This window comes from Ensifer sp. 4252 (assembly GCF_050434565.1).
Classification (GTDB): Bacteria; Pseudomonadota; Alphaproteobacteria; order Rhizobiales; family Rhizobiaceae; genus Ensifer.
Map to the genome: position 1 here is coordinate 1 of NZ_JBNDIU010000042.1, position 24,710 is coordinate 24,710.

Annotated in this window: 23 protein-coding genes and 2 pseudogenes; 14 read left to right on the forward strand and 11 right to left on the reverse strand. The window is 58.3% G+C overall.

Features of this window, described 5'->3' with window-relative positions:
• The 3 genes and pseudogenes from ABIE33_RS34425 to ABIE33_RS34435 form a co-directional block, all read right to left on the reverse strand.
• Positions 1–279, reverse strand: a pseudogene (locus ABIE33_RS34425) (hypothetical protein); the annotation flags it as partial.
• A complete protein-coding gene (locus ABIE33_RS34430) occupies positions 276–1,505 on the reverse strand; it encodes an AAA family ATPase (protein ID WP_429133422.1) in 1,230 nt (409 codons plus the stop codon). The pseudogene ABIE33_RS34425 and the gene ABIE33_RS34430, both read right to left, overlap by 4 nt.
• A 245-nt stretch (positions 1,506–1,750) precedes the next feature.
• Positions 1,751–5,824 carry a PIN domain-containing protein gene (locus ABIE33_RS34435; protein ID WP_429133424.1) on the reverse strand — a complete coding sequence of 1,358 codons (4,074 nt, stop codon included), beginning with the start codon at positions 5,822–5,824 and terminating at the stop codon, positions 1,751–1,753.
• Positions 5,825–6,316: 492 nt separating this feature from the next.
• Between ABIE33_RS34435 and ABIE33_RS34440 the strand changes: the two genes are divergently transcribed.
• From ABIE33_RS34440 to ABIE33_RS34455, 4 genes are read left to right on the forward strand one after another with little or no spacing between them, the layout of a single operon-like run.
• Positions 6,317–6,574, forward strand: a complete 258-nt coding sequence (locus tag ABIE33_RS34440) for a type II toxin-antitoxin system VapB family antitoxin (protein ID WP_429133426.1) — start codon at positions 6,317–6,319, stop codon at positions 6,572–6,574.
• Positions 6,571–6,972, forward strand: coding sequence for a type II toxin-antitoxin system VapC family toxin (locus ABIE33_RS34445; RefSeq protein WP_429133428.1), 402 nt, complete (start codon positions 6,571–6,573; stop codon positions 6,970–6,972). The genes ABIE33_RS34440 and ABIE33_RS34445 overlap by 4 nt, the downstream gene beginning before the upstream one ends.
• Positions 6,973–7,005: 33 nt before the next feature.
• Complete coding sequence (locus ABIE33_RS34450) at positions 7,006–7,293, forward strand: DUF7673 family protein (protein WP_429133430.1); 288 nt, start codon at positions 7,006–7,008, stop codon at positions 7,291–7,293.
• Positions 7,293–8,459 (forward strand): tyrosine-type recombinase/integrase, encoded by a 1,167-nt coding sequence (locus ABIE33_RS34455; RefSeq protein ID WP_429133432.1) that lies wholly within the window; start codon positions 7,293–7,295, stop codon positions 8,457–8,459. The genes ABIE33_RS34450 and ABIE33_RS34455 overlap by 1 nt, the downstream gene beginning before the upstream one ends.
• Before the next feature lie 1,545 nt (positions 8,460–10,004).
• On the opposite strand, the gene repB is transcribed toward ABIE33_RS34455, so the two are convergent.
• The 3 genes from repB to ABIE33_RS34470 all read right to left on the reverse strand — a co-directional run bounded on the left by repB (position 10,005) and on the right by ABIE33_RS34470 (position 12,605).
• A complete protein-coding gene (repB, locus tag ABIE33_RS34460; protein ID WP_429133434.1) occupies positions 10,005–11,030 on the reverse strand; it encodes a plasmid partitioning protein RepB in 1,026 nt (341 codons plus the stop codon).
• The gene (repA, locus tag ABIE33_RS34465) at positions 11,027–12,250 is read right to left on the reverse strand and encodes a plasmid partitioning protein RepA (protein WP_429133436.1); all 1,224 of its coding nucleotides are present in this window, start codon (positions 12,248–12,250) and stop codon (positions 11,027–11,029) included. The genes repB and repA overlap by 4 nt, the downstream gene beginning before the upstream one ends.
• A 184-nt stretch (positions 12,251–12,434) precedes the next feature.
• Positions 12,435–12,605, reverse strand: a complete 171-nt coding sequence (locus ABIE33_RS34470; RefSeq protein WP_429133438.1) for a hypothetical protein — start codon at positions 12,603–12,605, stop codon at positions 12,435–12,437.
• A gap of 128 nt (positions 12,606–12,733) precedes the next feature.
• On the opposite strand from ABIE33_RS34470, the gene ABIE33_RS34475 reads away from it, so the two are divergent.
• A complete protein-coding gene (locus tag ABIE33_RS34475) occupies positions 12,734–12,877 on the forward strand; it encodes a hypothetical protein (protein WP_429133463.1) in 144 nt (47 codons plus the stop codon).
• A gap of 402 nt (positions 12,878–13,279) precedes the next feature.
• Here ABIE33_RS34475 and ABIE33_RS34480 read toward each other — a convergent pair whose 3' ends face one another.
• Complete coding sequence (locus ABIE33_RS34480) at positions 13,280–13,468, reverse strand: hypothetical protein (RefSeq protein ID WP_429133440.1); 189 nt, start codon at positions 13,466–13,468, stop codon at positions 13,280–13,282.
• A gap of 439 nt (positions 13,469–13,907) precedes the next feature.
• Positions 13,908–14,297 (reverse strand): hypothetical protein, encoded by a 390-nt coding sequence (locus tag ABIE33_RS34485; protein WP_429133442.1) that lies wholly within the window; start codon positions 14,295–14,297, stop codon positions 13,908–13,910.
• A gap of 354 nt (positions 14,298–14,651) precedes the next feature.
• On the opposite strand from ABIE33_RS34485, the gene ABIE33_RS34490 reads away from it, so the two are divergent.
• The 3 genes from ABIE33_RS34490 (at position 14,652) to ABIE33_RS34500 (ending at position 16,099) form a co-directional block, all read left to right on the forward strand.
• Entirely contained in the window at positions 14,652–14,813 is a 162-nt protein-coding gene (locus ABIE33_RS34490; RefSeq protein WP_429133443.1) for a hypothetical protein, read from the forward strand.
• Positions 14,814–15,126: 313 nt separating this feature from the next.
• The gene (locus ABIE33_RS34495; protein ID WP_429133445.1) at positions 15,127–15,441 is read left to right on the forward strand and encodes a PepSY domain-containing protein; all 315 of its coding nucleotides are present in this window, start codon (positions 15,127–15,129) and stop codon (positions 15,439–15,441) included.
• 43 nt (positions 15,442–15,484) lie between these two features.
• Positions 15,485–16,099 carry a general stress protein gene (locus tag ABIE33_RS34500; RefSeq protein ID WP_429133447.1) on the forward strand — a complete coding sequence of 205 codons (615 nt, stop codon included), beginning with the start codon at positions 15,485–15,487 and terminating at the stop codon, positions 16,097–16,099.
• A 135-nt stretch (positions 16,100–16,234) separates the two neighbouring features.
• Here ABIE33_RS34500 and ABIE33_RS34505 read toward each other — a convergent pair.
• From ABIE33_RS34505 to ABIE33_RS34515, 3 genes and pseudogenes are all read right to left on the reverse strand, one after another.
• A pseudogene (locus ABIE33_RS34505) lies at positions 16,235–16,472 on the reverse strand (DUF6894 family protein).
• A 197-nt stretch (positions 16,473–16,669) separates the two neighbouring features.
• The gene (locus tag ABIE33_RS34510) at positions 16,670–16,903 is read right to left on the reverse strand and encodes a hypothetical protein (RefSeq protein WP_429133449.1); all 234 of its coding nucleotides are present in this window, start codon (positions 16,901–16,903) and stop codon (positions 16,670–16,672) included.
• The gene (locus tag ABIE33_RS34515) at positions 16,900–18,234 is read right to left on the reverse strand and encodes a PQQ-dependent sugar dehydrogenase (protein ID WP_429133451.1); all 1,335 of its coding nucleotides are present in this window, start codon (positions 18,232–18,234) and stop codon (positions 16,900–16,902) included. Before ABIE33_RS34515 ends, ABIE33_RS34510 begins: the two co-directional genes overlap by 4 nt.
• 217 nt (positions 18,235–18,451) lie before the next feature.
• Between ABIE33_RS34515 and coxB the strand changes: the two genes are divergently transcribed.
• The 6 genes from coxB (at position 18,452) to ABIE33_RS34545 (ending at position 24,386) form a co-directional block, all read left to right on the forward strand.
• Complete coding sequence (coxB, locus tag ABIE33_RS34520; protein ID WP_429133452.1) at positions 18,452–19,447, forward strand: cytochrome c oxidase subunit II; 996 nt, start codon at positions 18,452–18,454, stop codon at positions 19,445–19,447.
• Positions 19,444–21,963, forward strand: a complete 2,520-nt coding sequence (gene ctaD / locus ABIE33_RS34525) for a cytochrome c oxidase subunit I (protein WP_429133454.1) — start codon at positions 19,444–19,446, stop codon at positions 21,961–21,963. Before coxB ends, ctaD begins: the two co-directional genes overlap by 4 nt.
• 9 nt (positions 21,964–21,972) lie before the next feature.
• Positions 21,973–22,350: a hypothetical protein gene (locus ABIE33_RS34530; RefSeq protein ID WP_429133456.1), complete on the forward strand. Its 378-nt coding sequence runs from the start codon at positions 21,973–21,975 to the stop codon at positions 22,348–22,350.
• Complete coding sequence (locus tag ABIE33_RS34535; protein ID WP_429133458.1) at positions 22,347–22,985, forward strand: cytochrome c oxidase assembly protein; 639 nt, start codon at positions 22,347–22,349, stop codon at positions 22,983–22,985. Before ABIE33_RS34530 ends, ABIE33_RS34535 begins: the two co-directional genes overlap by 4 nt.
• On the forward strand, positions 22,985–24,040 hold the full coding sequence (locus ABIE33_RS34540; RefSeq protein ID WP_429133460.1) for a c-type cytochrome: 1,056 nt from the start codon (positions 22,985–22,987) through the stop codon (positions 24,038–24,040). The genes ABIE33_RS34535 and ABIE33_RS34540 overlap by 1 nt, the downstream gene beginning before the upstream one ends.
• A gap of 73 nt (positions 24,041–24,113) precedes the next feature.
• Positions 24,114–24,386, forward strand: coding sequence for a hypothetical protein (locus ABIE33_RS34545; protein ID WP_429133462.1), 273 nt, complete (start codon positions 24,114–24,116; stop codon positions 24,384–24,386).
• The last annotated feature ends 324 nt before the right edge of the window (positions 24,387–24,710 follow it).

The following is a 24,710-nucleotide window of genomic DNA, read 5'->3' on the forward strand; positions in this document are numbered from 1 at the left end:
CGTCCGGTAATTGATTGGAATGCTGTCCGGCTTCAGATCGGAACGCTGTCCGGATATTAATCGGAACCCCGTCCGGTTAATTCCTGGAATCCGCAATGTGACGCGTGACAGTGGATCGCCAGCTCCCGGCCCCAACTCGTCGATATGCAAATGCACTGCGAGGTTGGCTTCGCGGATTAGATCCTGCAGAAGACTGGCATAACCAACTTCTGACCTCCCCTCGCAGCCGATGTACACCGGTCGGCGAGGCTGAATATGTTGGGGGCGTCTGCGGCTCATCCTAGGTGGGGAACTCCGCCATATGCACCACTGAGATACTTACGGTAGTGGTTCTCGTCGCGACGCACCTTAACATCCATGAGACTGTATAGTTGGCTGCGCCCCTGCCTGTCCTTCTCGCAGATCACAATTTCCTCCTTGTTGAGGTAGTCGAGCAGGGAGGCCGAATGGCAGGTAAGCCAGAGCTGTGCGTTGAGTCTGTTGCGCCCAGAACCCGAGTAGAACCAGCGCACTAGCTCCGGCAGCATATTTGGATGGATGGCCGTGTCCATTTCGTCGATAGCCGCAAGGCCACCCGTGTCGAGCGCAGTTGCTATGAACGGGAACATCTTGATGAAAGCCCTCGTGCCGTGGCTTTCCATCATCCAGGGCATCTCTACCTCTAGACCGGAATGCTTGAACAACAACAGCGGTCCACTCTCCGTTTGGTGAAAGCGGAGCCCTTCAACGCCAACGTCGATGCGGCTTAGCTCATCGTTCAAAAGCGAAACTACATTTGGCCTACTTTTGAGGTAGTCGATCACTTCGCGATCAACGAAGGAATGCACGGGCTCAATTTGAAAGAACGCCTGGCGCGCCGCATCCACGAAAAGCTGCGCGGTGGGATGCTGAAATTTTGCGAAGGACGACAGCACCGTGTGATTGCCTGCGAGCGTTTTCACAAGGTGCTGAAAACCCGAAATGTTAAAGCTTTTAGAGTCCTTCACCTTACCCTCGGCATCGCGTTCAAACACACGCTGCCACTTCCCTTGACCATTCGGCTTCTGACGGAGCGCTTCGGACGCGATCCGCACCGCGAGCCCTCCCTTGACCTCAATTTCCAGTTCGTATCGGTAAGTGCCTTGCTCGACCTTCTCGCCGTCCATAGCACGCTGATGCACTTCTGGTGTCAGGTTCATGGTGCCCCCGAGCTCAATCGCAAATCGTATCGGCCGATTTGCGGATTCCGCGTCGTTGAAACGCTCGATGCCGGTAAAGCCTGGGGCGGTGCGCACCACGCTGTCGCGGATCATCGTCACAACGAATTCAAGCGCGCGTAGCACCGTTGTCTTGCCCGACGCATTTGCACCGAAGAACGCGACGACTTTCGGCACACGCGTGTCCGCTCCCTCAAACAGAGGGGTATAGCGACCGTCAGGATCAGGAACTTTTGCATCCACAGTTAGGTCGAGGACCTGCAAATTTCGGATGGAAAAGAAGTTTTCAATTTCAATCTTATATAACACAACGCACCTCACATGGTGCTATAATAGCATTATTGACGATTACTCGTCAATAATCGAATTTAAGGTTGTTTTCTTTCCGTTTTCACTGGACCCTCAGCATAAGGGGTACGCTCAAGCACAGTCATGAAGATGGGGTTATGTCTAACGAGTTTCGAAAGGTTGTTGAGGCTGTATTTCTCGGCCCCGTGAGCAAACCAAATTTTCAAACTGCGGCGTTCCGGATCTGGAATTGCCGTGGGTCCGGATTACCTTCCCTTACGTTTACCGCGGCGGTGTTTGGGCGGCGAGAGTCGCGGCGGTGCAACGTAGGGCGGGGCTTGAGGGGCAACTATTACCATGTTACTGCGCCGGCGCCTTCGGTGACGACGGACCAACTCAACCGTGCTCTTGCTGCTTAGAATTTGCGCGACAGCATAGCGGGCCCCATACATGTTCAACGAGCGTGCGGCGCGAAGCATATCGTCCACCGTCAGAAAATGCCCCTTCACCCAGTCCAGGATGTAGCTCTGTTCCGTCGATCCGACGTTGTTGAACACCAGTGCAACCGTGATGTTCCAGTATATCGGCTCGTAACGGATGAGCTTTTCCAGAAGAAGCCCCATTGCACTCTCAATGAGCCCAACCCGCCGCCCGTTCCGGGAACGTGCGATCTTCGTAAAATTGATCACCACCTCAGCGTGAGCGACGATATCCGCGTCAGGGGTGCCGATAAAGTCAGCCGCGGCCTCGAAATCTTGAAGCGTGTCGTCCTTTGCAAGGAAGATGAGTTCGGCAAACAAAGGCCCATTGACTGTCAAATGGCCATGACGAAGCCGGCCCAGATCGACGGTCTTCGCGACGTAACGCTCGGTCGTAAGCCCGCCAGTACTGACTGAGTCCACGAGAACGCTTTGAAGCCAAACGCCGGGAACCGACCATGCATTCGCTGCAATCTGCCGGAAGTACATGTCTTCAGATAGAAGGACGTGGCCGCGGTTTGCTAGTACTGCCGCGTCCATGACGTTTGGACCGAAATGCGCGATGAAGACCTCGGCAATTGCATTTCGCTGATTTGGGGCGGTAACGGCCTCTACGATGCAGTTGGCTTCTATCTTGTCACGTTGTGCGCGGATGAATGTTTGCCACTCCGAGAAACGTTCTCGCGTGAGTTCGTCCCTGTAGAATTCGCCGCCGCGCCAGGATAGCGAAAACGCCCGTTCCGAAAACTCATCGTCGCCCTTCAGAACGACCAGGTCGTCGAATACGGACTGGGAGATATAGAGGCTACCGAACGTCTTCTTCAGGATATCGAAGATATCCATAGATGCGGCGGTCCATGCCGCATAGGTGTCGAGTACCGCTCCCCGCCCTCGATACTCGTCGATGATTTCCTGAGCTTGGGATTGCTCGAGATCCAGGCCGACACATGAACGGATTTTTTCACCGATGGCCCTGAGGTAGCCTGCTAAGGCAATTGGCGACCGCTCGAACTTCCTGGCAACCATGTGGAAAGGGACATGGTGCTCCAGGTACAAGTCTGCGCGAGCTCTCTCGCTCTCCCCATGAGACTTGATCTGTTGCAGGATGGGCCCGACATCGTCCCCCTTGGTCGTAAAGGCATACAGGCCACCTGCGTCGGGAAACCGCGTCTGATAGTTCTCCATGATGTCGTGGAGCGCATGGAGATACTTGTGCTTTATCTCTTCGATCTTCCAGACAGGCTGGTCTCCCAAAGCCCGCTCTTCGCTAAACGTTTCTCCCACCTGCTTCCCGATGGAAAGGCTGACGAGCGGGTGGCGAGGCGAGACATACCCACCCGTTGGGTCGTCCTCTCCATTCTCGATGATGAAGGTAAAACCACGGTGGTCGTCTCTGCTGAGCCTCACCCATGTATCGAGGGCGACAACCGGGCTGGACGGGATCGATATCCGGTCCTCGGAGCCGAGGATTAGGATTGCGTACTTCCGCGCGACTTCCGCGTTGTTCGGATTTGAGCGCAGTACATCGTAGGCATACTTCAAAGCCTCCTCGCCGCGACCCACGCGACTAAGCTCGTGCGCGATATCGAGCATTTCTCCGGGCTCACCAGGCATCGTCAAGAGCTTGTCAATCGAAAGAACCGCGGCGATTTCGTTGGCGCGGTCCTGTCTCTTCAAAAGCACGATCAACGTCAGGAGGGCATCAACGTCAGGATTCGCGTCGAGGAGGCGTCGTGTAAGCTCTTCTGCTTGGGAAAGCGCACCGTAGTTGAAGTGCATCCTTCCTTCTGCGCGCATGTAGAACGGCTTGGAGCGTATCTCGGTCGGGAGGCGATCGAAAAACGCGGTCGCTCTTTGCCGAGTTGGCCTCTCGTTCACGAGGCCGACGGCAAGTGATCGCAGTTCGTCCGAGTCGCGGTTTTCGTCGATACGTCCGTCAAGCAAGTCGGCTGCATCGCTCCAGTGCCCCTTCCTCGCCGCGTAAGTCGCCGTCATTATCCGCCCGGAATGGTGCGTGGTGTCATTCACCGCATTGATGGCATTGCGCCACGCTTCCTCCGCCAATGCGTCCATTTTCAGAGTGTCGCAATACTGCGCTGCGAGGATACTCAGTCTGGGATCGTCCGACGCATCTCGCACCAAGTCTTTCACGGCCGTTTGGAGGTCGGGCGGGGGAGTTAGGACGAGCTTGGCAAAACGCAGCGCCAGATCGCAAATCCGCCGCTCCGACTGGGGTACCGCTCCAAGCGTCAATGGATCGATTGCCGACAGCGTTTGCCAGTCATTGCTCGCAACAGCAGTTTGAAAGACCATCAGAGTTTTATCAGGCCCCTCGACCAGCTTCAGCAGAAGCTCGTCGATGATCGGATCGCCAGTCTCATAAGCGGCGCCAGCTGCACGGAGGATGAAGGCACTGTCATCACCGAAAAGCGGGATGCCCTCCCTGATCAGCTCCATTGCCGATTTACGATTTCCGCTGATTCGGTAGGCCAGCAGCAGGTTGCAGCAGACAGCGCTGTCTGCATCGTCGACCTCACCCTCGGCGGTCCTTATGCGTTTCCATACATCAGAGAGCTTCGAGATCGCTTCATCCAAGTCGACCCGCTGCCGCTCAGTAAGTCTGCCGGAATGGAGGTACTCCTTGTCCTCGCAGATCGCATCGATGATGGCTTCAGCGGAGAGCCGCTTGGCGAACGGATCATCAGGAAAGCGGTTGCCGGCGTCGACCGCTATGCTCCTCCACTGCATCGACAACCGGTGTCGATAGAAATGGGCCAGCGAATTCAGAACACCCGGCGTTTCGCGGTCGCTTTCGGGAATGAGTGATAGAGGGTCATCGATACCGTCATCAAACCTGGCTGCCTGAAGCACGTGCGCCGAGAGGTGCTCGTCGGCCGCCCTCGAGCTCAGGTTCTCCCGCCCCATTGCAAGGACACCGGGCCAGTCGCCTTGCAGCAGCAGCGCAAAAGCCTTGTTTGCGATCGCCTTCGGCTCAGTCGGCGCGTGGGAATAAGCTTCCAATAGAAGCTCCACAGCTTCTTCGCTCTTCCCCTTGGCGAGGAGACAGTTCGCGATGTTTGCCTTGATCCTGAAAAGGATGCGCCCCGAAGCCGTGCCTTCAACACGCTCCAGCAAACGCTGGAACTGGGCCAAGGCGGTCATTGCTTTTCCGTCGTTTGCGATTGTCCGGTAGCCGTCTATCTCCGCGTCCAACTGAACTTCGACGGCCACTACGCTGCCCTGTGTGCTTTCAGCAATCGCAGCCAGTATCTGTTTGCTGGATTCTCGCAAGTCGTTCCCTACCTGCATAAATCCACTTGCCATCTCTCCACGGGCCAAGTTCTGTACCGTGCGTACCTCTGTGAGCTCCGCGCGAATTTCAGCCGAGTACACACCGTAGCTCGGGTCAAACGCGCGCATTGCTTCCGGGAACTGGGCAACTTTCTCCGAGATGGCCCCCCACCCCCACACGTAGAAGAGGATGTCGCGGCCAATATCTGCCTGTTCGACGGCGAGTTCGTCGGCCAGTACCTGCAGGTCGTTGTCGTCCGGCGCAGTGGTAAGGATGAAGTATTCCGTGAGAGCCGGCTTGAAACCCAGAGCTTTTCTGAATTCTTCCCGGACCTCCGTTTCTGTGAGCTTAGTCCGTTCGCTCTTTAGCTTGCACTGTATGCCAACAGGTTTTCTGACGTTTTGCTTTCGATACCCGCGAAGGTCGACACCATTTTGGCTCTGGCCACGGCGACCAACCTTGAAGACGTTGGGATCTTCCAGGATGCATTGCCACAAGATCTGGCAATTGCTTTCGAAGTCCTGCTCGTTGGCTGGTTTTGGTATCTGGGTTCCTGCTGTCGATGCCATGCTTCTATATCAGTTCGAACCAGACGGAAGCGTCCGCACCTAGAGATTGCACGAATGTTATATTTACTTCCAGCGAATGTTCCACTTGCGTTCGCGTCATCCACAAACGGTACCGGGAAGTGGCCGCTTTCGCCCGCTCGACACTTCGAAGGCGAAATGAGCGCGCCGGGCAGAAATGAATTACCCACTTATGTTGCGCCGGGGCCGAACACCTCCATCCGCAACAAGCACACGATCGCTCGGCTAACGTGCTCATCGCGACGGATGCAGCTCTTTGCCGCCTTAGGCGATTGTTAACCATCTGAATTAACGCCTCAAATTTCACCAACGGAATCTATTTGATTACTTACTTCCGTCATCCGGACGCCAATTCCCGCGCCCTATCACTATCGATAGGGATCAAGTATCGATAGTGAGCCATCTCAAGGTGATTTTCTTGCCATCTCAGGCCATTCTCCGTATATTCGATGGGATCTCGATCGAGGAAACGCAATGTCCGAACCGCAACTGTCCGTCCGCAGCACCAAGGCCAGGGATCTGGCGCACGCGCTGGCGCGCCGCACGGGTCAGCCGATCAACAGGCTCGTCGAGCAGGCGCTCGAGCATTACGATCTGGAACTGCGCCAGCAGTCTGCCCGGGCGCCGATCGATGTCCTATCGGACTTGATGGCCAAAGGCCGAGGTGCAGTTCCGCCCGGCACGACATCGGCCCATGACGATTTCTACGACGAACACGGTTTGCCGCGATGATGGCTGTCGATACGTCGGTCATTCTGGCGATGGCGCTGGGAGAGCCGGAGGCCGAGCGGTTCACGGCGTTGGTCGGTCGAGAGGCGGTTGCGATCGGCTGGCCGACCCTGCTGGAGGCGCGCATGGTGCTGACCGGCAAGGGATTCCCCAACGCTTCGGACATTGTCGATCAGCTTTTCCAGTTGCCGAACGTCACGGCGATTGCTTTCGATGAGGCGCATTACCGGGAAGCGGAACGCGCGTTCGACCGCTTCGGCAAAGGCCGCCATCCGGCCACGCTCAACATGGGCGATTGTTTTTCCTATGCTGTTGCGAGGATCGCCAAGGCGCCGCTGTTGTTCAAAGGCAACGATTTCGGCCAGACCGACCTGAAAATTCACCCGGCATCCTTCGGCTGAAGGACAATCGCCCACCAAATCCGACAGGATAGCATGGAAGACCGTGTCAGATTTGCCCTCGAAAAACGGCTGAACATCGCCCACGAGGACACCGGCAAAGGTCGCCGGGTCGCCAACTTCCTGCTCGCCTGGTGGAACGCCGACGTCCACGGCGGTTTTGACCTGACGGACCTCGCCAATGTCGATCGTGAGGTCGCCGAGGACATGGTGACGGTGTTCACCTTTCTCGCCCGCGAGGAGGATGTCATCTATCCCTATGACTATCGCATGGAGCTCGAACAGATCATCGGACGCTGGCGACCGCCGGCGGAGAGCGCCTGATGGCAGTGTCGGCTGCGCTACCTTCGGCGGATGTCGCGCGCCGGGCCGAAGCGCTCGACGCGCTTGACGCCATCCTGCCCTTCGACCGCCGCGACCAGCTTGCCGCCCTTCTCACCGACGACGATGTCGCAACGCTCAAGCATCTTGCCAGCGAAGGCATGGGTGACAACACGCTGCGCGCACTTGCCTCCGACCTCGGCTACCTGGAGGCGTGGTGCCAGCTTGCCACCGGCAGCCCCCTCCCCTGGCCCGCACCGGAAAGCCTGCTGTTGAAATTCGTCGCCCATCACCTCTGGGACCCGGCTAAGCGTGCCGAGGATACAAGCCATGGCATGCCCGCAGAGGTGGAAAGCGGCTTGCGTTCCCAACGCCTCCTGCGCGCCGACGGGCCACACGCCCCCGGAACCGTTCGCCGCCGGCTAACAAGCTGGTCGATCCTCACCCGTTGGCGCGGTCTCGTCGGTTCTTTTGACCGCCCTTCGCTGAAGTCCGCACTGCGGCTGGCCGTTCGCGCCAGCGCGCGGCCGCGGCAACGCAAGAGCAAAAAGGCGGTGACCGGCGATGTGCTGGCAAAGCTGCTCCTCGTCTGCGCCGGGGAACGCCTTGTCGATCTGCGCGATCGCGCGCTGCTTTTGGCTGCATTCGCATCTGGCGGCCGCCGGCGTTCGGAGATAGCAGGATTGCGCGTTGAGGACCTTACCGACGAGGAACCGGTGCGGGCGGACCCGTCGGATCTAAACTCCCCTGCCCTGTCCTGCCTCTCGATCCGGCTCGGCCGTACCAAGACGACGACCAATGACGACGACGAGCATGTGCTGCTGATCGGCCGATCGGTAATTGCGCTGAAACAGTGGCTCAACAAAGCCGGCATCAACGAAGGGCCTGTATTCCGACGCGTAGACCAGTGGGGAAACATCGATCGGCGCGCACTCACGCCGCAGTCGGTGAACCTGATCCTGAAAAGCCGCTGCAAACAAGCCGGGCTCGAGCCAGCATTGTTCTCAGCACACGGATTGAGGTCGGGCTATTTGACCGAAGCCGCCAACCGTGGCATCCCCCTCCCCGAGGCTATGCAGCAGTCATTGCACAAATCCGTGACGCAAGCTGGTCGCTATTACAACGACGCGGAACGCAAGCAAGGGCGAGCTGCCCGACTGATCATCTGATCGGCGCCCCAGCCGGCAGTTCCTACGTTGATCGTCCAATTGACGCTCCGCGGCGACCAGGCTGCTCTTAGAGTGCCGATCCGCTGTGCGGTCCCCAAAACATGCATGCAATTGCCACCATTCCAAGTCTTGGGAAAGGCACCGTCGTCCAGGCGAATTCGTAAACAACGGCTCGCGGTTGCAGTAGGTGCCGTCCAGGCTCCGGAATGCCCTCGCTCACCTGCCCTCCAGGCCTTAGAAGAGCCATCAGCGCCGGCTCCGTGGAAAACTGGCTTGCAAATTGTCCAAGGCGTCAGGGCCTAAGCTGACGTGCCCGGCATACTCCGCGATTCAAGTCATAGTCACGGCGGAGTTTTCTATCCCATTGCAACCCGCGCACCTGCGCCGGCGATGGACTGCCGCCTAGTTTGACCGCACAGGTCGCGCACGTCGGCCACCTCCCGATCATAACACTCGATTGCTGGCCAAGCCCGCAGAACCATATCCGACGGCAACGGATATCGAGCTGCTCGATACTCTCCCATCGGCTCGGTCGGATGACTGCAAACGTCACGTCTATTTGCAACACCCCGCTTTGCTCTTTGGGCCTTTGGTAACCGGGTCTCCGGAAGCGATGGCGTTTGAGCGGCGAGGCGGTCAAAGCCAGAAGCAGTGCGAATAACCCTGACAGCTGTCAGGGTTTTTGAACGCTCCCAACCTTCTCAGGTGGGATACCTAGTCCAATCACCGCGCAAGAAGGTCGCTATAGAGATGCCGGGGCAGGGTAGTTCCCGTGGTCGTTTGGCCGTCGATCTACTGTGTCTGCCGTTGACAACGGGACCGAAGGTGAACCTCAAAGTCGTCGCTGTCACTGCCTTTGCCGGTCCCCCGCTGATGTGTGGCCGGCAGTAACTCGGGCAGGGGTTTGGAACTGCGACCCGTCTTCCTCCGGGTCGCGGAGGGGTTGAGCCATCTGGAACACCGAAAGACACGCGTACGGGCCAGTATGTATCCTCTTCTATAATCGTGCCGAACGCTGACGGCGCTAGATTTCGCCAGGATGCAGATACGACCGGCGCGCCCTATTGCCCCAACCCGCAACGGGTGCCGTGCCGCTTGATGGGCCGCAATCGCTTCAAATACACCGAGAAGATCTTCCAATCCGCCTCCGCAAGGTGCGGCATGCTTTGACCGCTGCACCCCGCTTCGGCTTCAATTCGTACGACGCTCATTCCATGCCCGCTTCTTTGGCCGGGCCAGCGTAGTTGAGATGCCATTTTTGGTCTGGTGTTTTGCTACCAATGCCGACGAAGAAAACCTGACAGCTGTCAGGGTTTTGGTAGCCTCGACCTCTTGCAGATAGGCTAGGCTGGCCTAGGGGGCGCAAAAACCCGCGCTCCTTTAGAGGCCCTGCGCACAGTGACAAATTACGTGGAACTGACCAGCACTCGGACCTCCGACCATGCATTCAAACGGAAGCTCAGCAAGATATAGGGGAGGGGCCAAAGTCCATGATTCGTTAAGAGCGTTCCTTTCGTTGGCCTCATGCAGAAGCCCTGACAGCTGTCAGGTTTCGCTACTGTTGCGTTGACGTGTGAACTGCTCGGCCAGCGCCGGTAATTGTTCCTCGACATATCTTATGAATTCGGTGCCAAGTGCACCCTCGGCCGAGATACGCATCTCTTTGGGCGACCGCCGATAGGCCCCCACGCGTGTGCCGAGGCCGTTGGAGATTGGCATCGGCTCTGCTAGTGGCGCGACCCCCGGCTTAACGACACTCAAAACACGCTGAAACCGCTGGTCCGAAGCGTGCGTAGCGCCGTTCATCTTCGCCAACTCGAGCCGGACCGCCTCAAGTGCCTCTCGTTCGCTGAGGAGCGACTTCGCCAGTTCCATCCACCGGGGCCGACCGACCTTCGGCGCGCGGCCGATGCCCTCGATGATATCTGCTGGGATAGCCCGATAAACGCTCCTCATCCGAGCCAGTTCGGCATCTTCGATCGACAGCGCCGCGTAGATTTCGCGCGGCTTTATGCCTGCGTCATCCATACGAGAGGCAAAGAGCGCGCGTTCAATCCAGGTCAGATCCTGGCGGCTTGCGTTCTCGATACCCTGTGCCACCACCAGATCAAGGTCGGAAATGTCAACCTGAAGTGCCCGTACCGGTGTGCCGAGCTCTCGAGCAGCCCGCCAACGCCGATGGCCGTAGACGACCTGGTATCGATCAGCTGAAGAGGGATGCCGCCGAACCTGAATAGGTATTTTTTGCCCTTCGCTTTCGATAGACCGCTTGAAGACTTCGAACTCGCCAGCATCGTCGTCGGGAAGCCGGTCGGGATAAGGCGAGGGATCAATCGTATCAGGATCCAATTCCAGGATCGAACCACCGCCGGCCTCGACAATCGCGCGCAAACGGTCTCGCTCCGCCCTGATGTCGTCGATCGCACGGTGGGCCGCGCCAATGACGCCAGCGCCCACCCTGGTGACGGGAGCAGGGGAGGGGGTTCCCAACGCCGATGCCTGGTCGCTTTCAAGCTCGGCCGATAACAGGCCGAAGTTGGCCACGATCGATTTGCGGGGTGACTTGCTCATTCACGCCCCCAGCTTGAATTGATGAGGCGTATGATCGCCTCATTGACTGCCTCGACGGCTTCACGTGCGCGTTTGTGTGTGTCTCGCCCGATCTGGCCCATCTCGAGCTCGTAAATCGACCGTTTCGCAAGGCCTGCCGCCTCGACCGCGGTGCTCTCGATGGCCGTCGGCAAGAGCACGTCGGAACCAAACAGGTGACGGAGCATGGCAACGACCTGCGACTGCGGTCCATCGTTGGGATCGTGGCGTGTTACGAGATACCGGATGAAATCCTGATCCAGTTGCGCGCCACTTTCGTTCAGCACGCTGATAAGGTCGCCCATCATCAGCAGAAATTGACTCATCGAAGCCACATCCAGCATGGCCGGATGGACGGTGATGATCATACTTGTTGCCGCGTAGATCGCGCTAAGAGTGAGAAATCCCAGCGACGGAGGCGTATCGAGAATGACGACATCGTAGTCAGCTTCGACTTCTGCGAGCGCGAGCTTGAGGCGCTCGAAGAATATCGCCCCCGAACCCGACTTGTTAGCGAGGATACGAGGCGTCTCGTGCTCGTATTCCATGACCTCAAGATTTCCTGGGATCAAGTCGACGCCGTTGAAGTATGTCTTGCGAATGATATCGCGAATTGGACGCCTTTCGGAATCATCGTAGCGCAGCGCCGCGTAAATCGTTTCGTTGGCGCCAACATCCACCTCCGGCTGTGCGCCGAAGAGCGCGGACAGCGAAGCCTGGGGATCGAGATCAAGCGCGAGAACGCGGTAGCCGTGGAGCGCCAGATGATGCGCGAGATGCACGCATGTCGTCGTCTTTGCGCTTCCGCCTTTGAAATTGGCGATCGCGAGAACTTGTAGATGTTCGCCCGGCCGACGCCGAGGAAGAAAACGAAGTGCCTCGGCCGGCTTTTGCTGTGCGAACAGTTCGCGCAGTTCGTTGATCTGCTGAAGAGTATAGACCCGATGATTGTTATCCAGCCGGCTCGGAACGGGGCCGCGCCCTTCGATGGACATAAGCTTCAGGGTCGAATCCGGGATAGATGTGAGCTTGGAAACTTCGTTCGTCAGGAACTGACGCAGCGTCTTTTCAGACTTCGGCGGATACATACGGGTTCTGAGCTGTTGCAACTGACCCGATAGAAGACCAGCATGGCGTGCGATTTTGCTGCCTGCATCTTCCTTTGTCGGACAAACCGTCTCTGCTCGTTGTGCTATCGCCATCTAACCCTCTTGTCGGCTTTCGACCGGTTTATCGACCATTGCCCGCTAAAAGCTAGAACACGATTCGCCCGACCCGTCCAGATGTTTAAGGTTAACAAGTAGTTAACGCCTTGGTTCGATCCGAAGGAGCGATACCGTTTTTTCCCGTTGTGGCTCCGAGAGTTAGCCTAAATCGCCTGCTTCCTCATCCCGGATTGTTCTCCTGCGAATCCTGCAAGCAGATAGTGCGCACCGTCGGTATGGCGGTCAGCTCGAAGCCCGGCTCGCCTCCATCGACCTTGTTGAATCCTACAATTGCCTCGCGATTCTTGTTCGTGCTCATCTCCGCGCCAATCTCATCGGCGGAGAAACTCATGCATGCTCTGGCACTTTCTCGTCCCCGCATAATTGTCGTTGGACGCAAGGCGGAGAATTTCCGATTCTGCCAACATGATCGCGCAACCCTATCATCTCTATCTCGAACGCACCGATGCCTCGAAGAACATGGCGCGTTATTACGCCTTGGAAATCTCGCAGACACTGTTCGGAGATGCCTGCTTGACCCGGTCATGGGCCGTATCGGAAAGGGGGACCATCAGGTCGCGGGCGAGTTGGAAGGCGGGCGATTGTGCGAGGGAGCGATCGTGAGACATTTGAGCGCTCCATTGGGAGCGGGTCAATTCCCGCTCGATGGGTCCTTCAATGGCACGGTTACGGGCGCGATCATCGCGTATGCAGGCTGAAGCGGCCGCAGCTTGCTAGCGGACCCCTCGCGGATTGATCGCGGAGGATCCGGAACAGTGCCAAACACCATCGTCAGGCAAGGGAGTTGGGTTGCTCACGGTTGGGGTCGACGAGGCAGATCGTATGATGTCGCTGGCAGGGACCGTTCCGCCGGTTCCAGGCTTGCGCGAGCGAATTTCGGTCTCACTCGTTTTTTCGAAACGACTTTTTCGCCAGCTCGGCGTTTCCAATGCCAAGGTCGGTCGTCTTCACGTAGATTGGACACGCTCCGAGATTTCGAAACGACGAACCTCGTGGAGAGTGAACTCAAGATTTCTGTTTGTCTCCGGCACTCCTGCCGTCCGAGCTTTTCGACCGTTCCTCAACCCGTGCAGCACCCTTGGCCAAGGGGCTGCCTTTCTGGCGTTCGATACGCCTTTCTTCTTTTTCAGTGCTCTCTTTCAAGCCCTTGGCCGACGCGTCACCTTGCGGCGTGGATCCCTTCGCCTTGGACATTTCGTTCTCCTCGATGTTCCATCGTTTCACGATTGGGCGGAAGTGCGCGCGTCGACCGCGAAAGCCCACGCGCTAGAAGCTCCTCGTGCAAGCTCCTCTAAAAATCGTTGGCGAAGGACAATGTTCCTTGAAACTTTGCCGAGAGCGACGCGCCGGTGCATATTGCATGAGGGAGGGCCTTCGCTTGGAGTCTGCAAGTCCACTCGAAGGTTATGTTGCCCCGGCTACCGATCTCTAGACAGTTCAGAGGTCACCCCTGCTTGCCAGGACGCTGAACGAACGCGCATTTGATTGCGGTTCACCTTTAATGGCAGATTGAGCTGATCTCGACGCCTGGGTTTTGCTCGCCATTCCGCAGAAGCGTCCCTATGCGCTCGCACCGGCAATCGTCATTTTTCATGACGCGTTCGTCTGCGCAGCACTGCCGTTCCCCGAGCGCTTACGTCTCGGTGCTGGAGGGATCGGTGCGGCCGGTGGAAATTGCGCTGCCGGTTGCGGAGACAGGGTCGCTTGCGGGGAATGAAGCCTTTAGACCCTCGTCGAGCTGTTCCTCGAGCGTGCCTGTATCCTTCGCAGCCCGAGCACTTCGCAGAGATTGAACGGCGGGAGATCCAACGGTGCCTTTGTCAGGCCCGGCTTCTACGGAGGGCTCGCCGAAAGCTGCCACTTGCACCATGATGGCCTTCGCTTTTGCCACGGCCGCATCTACGCCGAGGTCCTGTTGAGTGCTCTGCAGACGAACGGAGATCACATCACCGCCTTCTGCGACCCATTCGACTGTCATCACGCCACCCGGATCGGATAGCACCTGTTGCCCAATGATGTTCATGATTGTCTCCACTGATTACATCAATGATGAACCCCGTTCGCGACCAGTTGTTCCGAAAGATGACCGGTTGAAAAGATGGCGCCCAGGATGGGATACCGGACAGCAAATCTGCGCCGCGATTCTTATGTGTTCCCGTCCAATGCCGGAAACCTACGGACCGGCTGTTGTCGAGCGGTCGGCAATGCGCAGTGAACCGGCCAATTGCGTTCGACCACAAGGGGCCATGCCAGCAATGGCTGACGCGCGAGTGAGACCGCCAGCGCGATTTTTTAGAGGAGGCCGGGAACTGTTTTCATCGAGCTTGGTTGAACTCAATCGCCACCAATTACGGTCGCGACCATTGGAGTAAGACCTATGGCATCAACGAGCGGCACCCCGGCAAGCAAATCCGGCTCGAAGCCTGCGGCAGGCAAGACTGCTTCCCCGAAGCTCAACGCCCGATCGGGTGGCAAGCAGGGAGGGACCCACGAGCAGCATGTGAAGGCCGGCGAGCAGAGCCATAAAAAGTCGAAGTAGCAGTAACGGTGAGCCCGTCGGAGAACGGGCTCACCGGCACATCGGACAGGTCAGGTTCTCCTATGGGCACCGGGGCTGATTGCGGCTTCAGCAGACAAACTGCCAATCGGAAAGGGTGAAGAGCTCTTCAATTGAGCGGGCCATCAGCCCGTATATCCTCAGGCTTCACCTCTAGAGGTTCGGAGCACGAATAGTTTCGTCATAAGCTATTGTTTTCATCCGGTAAATTGAATTTTTTTCCACCTTCTTTGGAACGGTAGGGCAAGCTCCGCGTTGTGTGTGCATCAACTGTTCATGCATCGAGGAAACAACGATGAAAAGAACGATCGCCGCGACGGCCTTTCTGGCGGCAAGCGCCTTTGCTGTTTACGCCCAGACGGCCACCACGTCGCCAGACCCTGAAACGCCGGCAGTTGCCACGCCCGATACCACCAATCCCACAGCGCCTGTCCAGGGCGCCAACAGCTTCACCGAAGAGCAGGCGCGGGCTCGACTTGAGGAGAACGGCTACACGTCCGTGACCGGACTGAAGCTGGACGACAAGGGCATCTGGCAGGCGTCTGCCACCAAGGATGGGAAGCCCGTGACCGTCACACTCGACTACCAGGGCAACATCGTCGCCAACTGACGTTGGCAGCGAAACTCAGCAAATCCAAATAGGGAAAATCAACATGAAAACTGTTACGGGACTTTTCGACAACTATGATGACGCTTTGGAAGCCGTGCGTTCGCTGAAAGCCGCCGGCATTCCCGACGACGATGTCAGCATGGTCGCGAGCAATGCCGAGGGCCGATACAAGGTCGATGACACCGAAGGCGCTGCAGCAGGCGCGGGAACTGGCGCGGGTCTCGGTGCAGCCGTTGGCGGGGCAGGCGGCCTTCTCACCGGCCTTGGGCTGATGGCGATACCAGGCGTTGGTCCGGTGGTTGCGGCCGGTTGGCTGGCGGCGACGGCTGCAGGAGCTGCCGCCGGTGCCGTCGCCGGTGGCGCGGTCGGAGGCATTATCGGTGCGCTAACCGATTCCGGCGTGCCGGAAGAAGATGCCCATGTCTACGCTGAAGGCGTTCGTCGCGGTGGAACATTGGTGACGGCACGTGTTGCCGACAGCGATGTCGCGCAGGCAGAGGCAATTCTGCAGCGCTCCAACTGGGTCGATCTGGAAGAGCGTCGTTCGGCTTACCGAGGGCAAGGTTGGAACCGGTTCGACGAGACGCTCGATCCCTACAGCCCGGCGCAGATAGAAGAAGAACGCACAAGATACGCAAGCCGTGGCACACTGATCTGAGCAAAAAGCGAAGACCGGAAGGCTGGCCACATGGCCGGCCTTCTCGTAGAACGGTCGAATTAGACTAGACTAATACGTCGCGGGCGTTGCGGTCTGGGGTTCTGGTCGACGTATTGGGAGTGCCGGAGGATTCCGTCAATCAAGCCATTGGTTTTGAAACATCAGAGTTGATACCGAGACAGTCTTGCCAATGTCTGTACGTACCGAAACTGAGATTTCAGTGCCAACGCCCCCCCGGCAATTCGTCCCGCGCAACATCCACGAGGATGCGGGTGACTTCCTGCATCACCGCGTCGCGCGAAGGAAGTTCCAAGCCCTGTTCGTCCAACGTCTGCCCGTCACCGTTCCGAAGATCAAAGAAATAGCGCGTCATTCATCTCAACCTCCGCCTGGGGGAAAAGTCGGAATGGCCGCTATTGGCCTTAACCTCACCCCGCAGGTGACGAGATAAAACCGCGTGTTCGCAACCAGCGATCTCTCCTTTTTCCGTATCATACGGACAGGAATTCCGAAATCAGGCCGGCAGCGCTCAACGGCCCGGTCGTACCGCGAGAGAAGCCTCCTTCTGGTTCAATCCGCATATTCTTCCTTGTTTTTTCGTTCCAGGCTGCGCGCCTGTGAACGGGCAATACGCAACTCGTCCAGACTTGGCATCCCCCAGCCGCGGCCCTTTTCGGTGTCGTTCGGACGTTGGCGCGCCGGCCAAGTTGCCACCAGTTCGGACAATACCGGCTGTTTCGAGAAAGGAAGAACTGGGATTTGGCCTGCGTTTTTCAATCGCCGGGCATGCCGCAGCATGTTCAATTGGCAGGCGACACGCGCCAGATCACGTTGCCGACATCATCAGCAACAAGAAGCGCACCCTGTCGATCGACCGCAACGCCGACCGGCCGACCCCGCGCCTTGTCATCGCCACCAATGAACCCGGTCAGGATATCTTTTGGTGGCCCGGACGGCTGACCGTTGGCAAAGGGGACGAAAATCACCTTGTAGCCGCTGCGCGGTCGACGGTTCCAGGAGCCATGCTGGCCAACGAACGCGCCGTTCCGATACTGCGCTTCGAAGAGGCCGCCAGTGTAAAATGTCAAGCCGAGCGAGGCTGTGTGTGGTCCAAGCGCATAGTCGGGGACGATTGCCTTTTCGACGAGATCGGGTCTTTGCGGTTCGACCCTCGCGTCGACATGCGTGCCGAAATAGCTATAGGGCCAGCCGTAGAAACCGCCGTCCTTGACCGAGGTCATATAATCCGGGACCAGATCGCTGCCGATTTCGTCGCGCTCATTGACTGCGACCCAGAGAGCGCCGGATTCGGGCTGCCACGAAAGCCCGTTTGGATTGCGTAACCCCGAGGCGAACAGGCGGACGTCTTGGCTTGCGAGATCAATCTCGAGGACGGCTGCCCTGTTGGCTTCCGCCTCGATACCGTTTTCGCCGACATTGCTGTTTGATCCAACCGTGGCGTAGAGCTTGGTTCCCGCGGGATTGGCGATAACGTCCTTGGTCCAATGATGATTGATCGGGCCGGCGGGCAGGTCGGCGATTTTCCGGCCTTCGGTCGCAATCGCCGTGTCGCCGTCCCTGTAATCGAACGCCATGACAGCATCGGTGTTGGCAACATAAAGAACTCCCTTGGAAAGGGTCATACCGAATGGCGAGTTGAGGTTTTCGAGGAACGCGGACCGGATCTCGGCGACACCGTCGCCGTCGGCATCGCGCAGCAACGTGATCCTGTTCGCACTTGGAACTTCGGCGCCTGCCCTGCTCATGACTAGACCGATGGCAAAGCCGCGCAAGCTGAAGCCGGCATCTTCCTTGGCAGGCTTGTTGGTTTCCGCCACCAGAACGTCCCCATTGGGAAGGACATGGAGCCAACGGGGATGATCCAGGTCCGCGGCAAAAGCACCGACGGTGAACCCATCGGCAACCGTCGGCTTTTCACCGGGTGACCAACCGGACGCCTCTGCGACGTTGACGGTTGGAATAAGAGTTGGGTTGGGTTCGGGCAGTTGCGGCTTGGTTCCATAGCCTTGCTCGGCGGTAAGCGTGGCTTGCTCTCGACTGACGAGGACGAGCGCTGTTCCGACCAAGAGCAGAAGCAGAAACAATGCGGCGATTGAAACAAGGACCCTGCGCATGCTGGCGCTCCGAGAAAGCCAATGACAGCGATCTAACTCGCCAGCCCGCCGTTCGTTTCATTGACTGCCCGTAAATGCACCGAAACGTGATTATTGGCTGGAACTTCCCGCCAAGGTCGCAGTTTCCTTCGCGTGAAGGAAAGGGGGCGCCGCTTGATCTACAGATGCAACTGTTGGGCCGGCGATGCGTAGCGCCGCTTGCCAGAGGAGGAATAGTTTGATCGAACGCCCCTTTGGCGTTCGCCTCCCGATGGCACTCCCATGTCTTCTGTTGTTGACAGGCTGTAGTGGTCCGCAATCCACCTTCGGTGCCGCTGGGCGCGAGGCCTCGGCCATTGAAGGCCTGCTCGTTGTGACCGTCATCGGCGCAACCCTCATCTGGATGGTCGTTGTATCGCTCCTGGTCTATGCGGGTGACACTCGACGTCGGTTACGGTTTAGCGAAGAACGCGCGCAACAACTCATCACCTGGGGAGGCGTGGTGACGCCGACGGCGGTTCTCTTTGTACTTCTTTCCTACGCGGTATGGAGCATGCCCGCGACCCGACCATGGTTCGATCAGCAACCGCCGGATCTTGAGATAGAGGTCACAGGTGAGCAATTCTGGTGGCGCATCCGGTACCTCGACAAGTCAGGGCATGTCGCATTCGAAACCGCGAACGAAGTGAAACTGCCGGTCGATCGACGCATCCGAGTTTCGCTCAAGGCGCACGACGTCATCCATTCGTTCTGGATCCCTGCCCTTGCGGGGAAGATGGATATGATACCGGGGCGAACGAACTCTCTTTGGCTCGAGCCGACCCGGGTAGGCACCTATCGCGGTCCATGCGCAGAGTTCTGCGGCACTTCGCATGCCTTGATGAACCTGACGGCCATAGTCCTGTCCGAGGACGATTTTCAGACCTGGCACCAGAACCGGATGAAACGGGGATCGGCCCGAAACGACGCTACCAGAGCCTTTCTCCTTCATGGTTGTGCGGCGTGCCACGCGATCGACGGCACCAGCGCCAGGGGTTTGCTCGGCCCTAATCTGACCGGGTTCGGGGATCGGGGCCGGATCGGGGCCGGGGCATTGACCAACACCCCGGAGAACCTTGCACGTTTCATCCGGGATCCGGCCGCAGCCAAGCCCGGTGTCCAGATGCCGGCTTTTCCGATGATCCCCACGGTCGAAATGGACGAGATCGTCGAATACCTCGCAGGTGAAACATGACGGTCACCGAAGATCGCATCCCTGAGCACATTTCGACAAACGAGGAGGAGCGCCGGCTTCGTGCAGTCTGGGCCAATCCCTCCGGGTGGCGCTACTGGACCTCAGTCAACAACACGCAGATCGGCCTCTGGTATGGGGCCACAGCGTTCATCTTCATGCTGTTTGCCGGTGTTCTGGCGCTGCTCGTGCGTGCGCAACTGGCTGTTCCCGAAAACGATCTTCTATCGGCGGATTTTTTCAATCAGGCGTTCACGCTGCACGGAACCGTCATGATGTTCCTTTTCGCAGTGCCGATCTTCGAGGCCGTTGCAATCTTCCTCCTGCCTCCGATGCTCGGCGCGCGCGAACTCCCGTTTCCCCGGCTTTCTGCCTTTGGTTTCTGGAGCTTTCTGCTCGGCGGGGTGTTCGTCTGCGGATCGATCTTTTTTGACGCTGCGCCCAGTACGGGCTGGTTCATGTATCCACCTCTGGCAACCGACAAGCAGTATTCGGGCATCGGTGCCGATATCTGGCTTCTCGGCCTGTCCTTCATCGAAGTAGCTTCGATTGCCGCTGCCGTGGAACTGATCGTCGGCATCATGAAATGCCGCGCTCCGGGGATGCGCATCAATATGATGCCGCTGTTTGCCTGGTACCTGCTCATCGTCGCGGGCATGATCCTGTTCGCCTTTCCTCCCCTCATCGCGGGCGACATCCTTTTCGAAATGGAGCGGATGTTCGATTGGCCGTTTTTTGATGCCGGGCGCGGCGGAGACCCATTGCTGTGGCAGCATCTGTTCTGGATTTTCGGTCATCCGGAGGTCTACATCATCTTCTTGCCCGCAATCGCGCTAATGGCGATGATTGTTCCCACCTTCGCGCAAAGGCCGATCATCGGCTATTCGTGGATCGTGCTGGCTGCGGTCGGAACGGGTTTCCTGAGCTTTGGCCTTTGGGTCCATCACATGTTCGCGACGGGCCTCCCGCAAATTTCCCTTGCGTTCTTCTCCGCTGCCTCGGAGGCCGTCGCAATCCCGACCGGCGTCCAGATATTCGTCTTCATAGCAACCATGCTGGCAGGACGCGTCATCCCTTCCGCACCGATGATGTTTGGCAGCGGTGGTCTTGCGATTTTCGTCATCGGAGGGCTTACGGGCGTCATGGTCGCCCTCGTGCCGATCGACTGGCAGGCGCACGACACCTACTTCGTCGTTGCGCACCTGCATTATGTGCTGATCGGCGGCATGCTTTTTCCCATCGTCGCCGGCATCTATTACTACTACCCGCTTATCAACGCCCGCAAACTCTCCGATCGTTTGGGAAAGATCGCATTCTGGCTAATGTTTTCCGGCTTCAACATCGCCTTCTTCCCCATGCATCTCGCCGGGCTTCGTGGCATGCCACGGCGAATTTTTACCTATCCGGCGGACGTAGGCTGGGACTGGCTCAACCTTGTATCGACGTTAGGTGCCTTCATCTTCGCCTCCGGCATACTCATCGTTGTCGTAGATGTTCTGCGGCCAAAACATCGCCAGCCCAAAGGCGAAGCCAATCCTTGGAATGCCGGCACGCTCGAGTGGATATCGGAGCCCGAGGAGAACTGGGGCGTACGCTCCATACCGATCATAAGCAGCCGATATCCGCTCTGGGACCAGCCGCAACTTCGCGAGGATATCGATAACGCTCGCTTCTATCTGCCTGACGCCGCCGAAGGCTTTCGCGAGACGCTCGTAACGTCCGTCCTTGATGCTGAACCGATCCAGTGTCTGCGCGTTGGCGGCACGTCCTATCTGACGATCCTCAGCGCACTGGCGCTCGGCGGAGTATTCGTGGCGGCAACCTTTCACTGGTGGATTCTCGGCGCGCTGTTTGCTGCAGCCTTCCTCGCATTCGTCGTCAGCTGGCTATGGACGGGAACGGCGATAGTGCCGGAGAAAGTGGAAAAGGATGTGGGTCTTGGCCTTACCTTGCCCCTTTACGTCTCCGGGCCCGCATCGGTCGGATGGTGGGCGATGTTCATCACCATGGTGGGAGACGGAACGGCATTCGGCAGCCTGATTTTTGGCTACTTCTTCTATTGGACCATCCACGAGGACTTCACAGCCGGACTTGTCGGGCCGGGCGTCCTATGGCCCATGATGGCGCTCTGCCTCTTTGTGTTGGCTTGGTTGCTCATGTTAGCGGCACGGACCGTAAATCGTGGGCAACGGGTGTTTGCCTTGCGTCTCCTGCTCGTGTCAGCTCTCGCGCTAACAGTGCTTGGCAGCGGTGCGGCACTTGCCGGGCCGTGGCTCGCCTCGATGGATCCGTCAAAGCACGTCTACCCCGCGATCGTTTGGGTTCTCGTAGGGTGGCTCGTTTCGCATGCCGGTGTCGGCGCGGTGATGCAGTTGTACTGCCTGGCGCGCAGCTTCTTCGGGCACCTGACGGCCGCCCACGATATCGATCTCGTCAATGTGGTCCTCTACTGGCACTTTCTGACGATCACCGCGTTTACCACCCTTGGTGTCATCGGTTTGTTTCCGGCAATGAGGTGAGGGGGATCTATGCGGCTGTTTCCGCGAGAGCTCGATACGCTTTGGACGCTGTTTACGGCCCCGGTTGTCTGGGCGCTGCATTTCCTTGCCTGCTATCTGACAGTGGCGATTTTCTGCGCAAAAGGAGGAAGCGCACAACAATACGCCCTGCTTCAGTGGATACTTGCAGGCGTCACTTTTGTTGCGCTTGCGACGATCGCGATTTCTGCGTTCCTCGCTTGGCGGCAATGGGGATTCGGCACAACTGACCCACCGCATGATGAACCGACGGACCGTGCGCGCAAACTGTTTCAGGGCTTTGCAACTCTGCTCCTTTCTGCCTTGAGTTTCGTTGCCGTGCTGTTTGTGGCCACGCCGATGCTGATGATCGACGGATGCTTCTCATGAGGTGGGCAAGTGTCATAGTTGCGATGGCTTTGCTGACTGCGGTGGTATGGGCTTCTCTTTTTGTCCTCGACCCGCAGGCTTTTTCCGGCCACATGGGAGCGCATATGGTGCTGGTCGCCATCATCGCCCCGCTCGCAGCATGCGCTGTGTCCGGCACGTGGCTGGATCCGACCGCATCCTGGCATCCCGGCTCGGCTCTTTTGTTGTCCTTCGTCGAGTTCGCAGTCGTTTGGGTCTGGCATGTTCCGTTGATGCGAGATCTCGCGGAGGTCTCCATTGGCATGCGGTTACTGGAGCTTGCGGCGTTTCTGGTTGCGGGCAGCTTGCTCTGGCTTGCGTGTCTTGGGCGCGGTCGAAAAGGGGAGGTCGCGCTTGGCGGCGCCGTCGCATTGCTGCTCACCTCGATGCACATGACCCTTCTCGGAGTTCTCCTGACGATGGCCCCACGCCCGCTCTACGGCTCGGCTGACGTCACCTGTCTCGGTCTGTTGATGACGGCAAGCCAGGACCAGCAGCTTGGCGGCATCGTAATGTTGCTGATGGGGGCGATCATCTACCTCGCGGGCGGCGTTGGTCTCGTGGCGAAACTCGTCCGCACGCCCGACGTGCGACCCGGCAAGGGGCAGGGGCTGTGATGCGCTGTGTGAAATGTCTGGTCGCCGCTGCCGCGCTTGTTCCGCTTGCCGGTTTGCTGATCGCCTGGCTCGGTCTCATCCATGTCGGCGCAACGGGCGGCCATTGGGCCGTTACCGAATGGTTTCTGCACTGGACGATGCGTTCTTCCGTCAGGACCGCGGCGCTAGGCATCGAAAAGCCCGCCGGCTTTGAAAATGCGACCGTCCTTCAAGTCGCAGCGGTCCATTTTGAGGGGGGGTGTGCCGAATGCCACGGGTCTCCGGGTCGCCGTCGCTCTGCGGAAGTGTTGGCGATGTTGCCGCCACCGCCAGACCTTAAGGAGGCTGTCGGTCGCTGGACGGATGAAGAGCTGTTCGTGATCGTGCGCGACGGACTTCGCTATACAGGCATGCCGGCTTGGCCAGGTGCGGGGCGCGACGGCGAGGTTTGGGCGATGGTCGCCTTTTTGAAGCAGCTTCCCGAAATGAGTGCGGCCCGCTATCAAACACTTGCGCTCGACGGCGATGCCGGAAGTATCTCGGCATTCTCCCCATGCCTTTCATGCCACAGGTCAGGCGCTGATGGGGGCGATCAGGCAATTCCTGCAATTGCGGGGCAATCAGAGTTCTATCTTGCCGAAACGCTTCGCGCCTACCTCAGCGGCAAGCGCGAGAGCGGCTTCATGGAAGTGGCGGCCTCGAACCTGAGCGATCCCGAGGTCGCCGCTGCCGCCCGTCATTTTGCCAACCTGCCTGCGCAGGTTTCAGCGACGGCGACACCATCCTCCGTGCGCGACGAGCGAGCTCTATCGCTCGTGCAGACAGGCGACCCGGTGAAGAAGATTGCAGCCTGCGACGCTTGCCACGACGGCCGCAATGCTCGCTATCCATTGCTCGGCGGGCAGCCCCTTTCCTTTTTGAGAGAACAACTTCTGCTCTTCAGGAGCGATCGCCGGGCTGGCAGCGCCACAGAGCAATTGATGAGCCGTGCAGTCCGAAATCTGACCGACGGCGATATAGATCGACTTGCCGCTCACTATGCCTCGGGGCCGATGGCCGGAACGCTGCGACGTTGAACGACAAAACCTTTCGGACGGGGAACTTTCCACTCAAATTAGTGTTTGCTGAATCAACGGAAGGAGCTTCACAATGATCCTGATCGCGCCCGATGGTGAGAGACATTACGAACATGGCCGCGGTGCCAGCGCCGCGGCATTGCTGGCGTCAGTTCGGTGTGCCGTGAGTTCAGAAACGACGATCAATACGGAGCGTCTCTGCTTTCGGACCCTGGGCGATATGGTTGTGATAGAAGGAGTGTTGTCGGACCGAAACGCCTTGGAGACCATTCGGCGAATAGCCAAGGAGATCGCAGGAGATGAGTACGTCATCGTGCGTCTGAGCTGCTCAGATCCGTCCCCCTAAAACCCTAAACTCCGTCTCACATCAAAAGAACACCTCGCCCACCGCGATGCACATTGTGCCAAGCAGAAGTGCCTCTGCAGCTGCATCGCCTGCTTGAAACTGTAACGGCTGAGCATGACGGGATCTGTATGCTGGATGTGCGACTTGCCCCTACTCGCCGCTCCGCACTCGCTCCATGTAACGCTTCCTGTCTTCCTCGGTCGCGCAAGCGGACATATCCTGCCCCAGTTCAACTCTTTGAGACAGCGGGAGCCATGGTCGATTTGGGTTCTCTTTCACCCATAATTGCCTGGCGCGTCTCTCGATTTCAGCGTCTTCCAACAT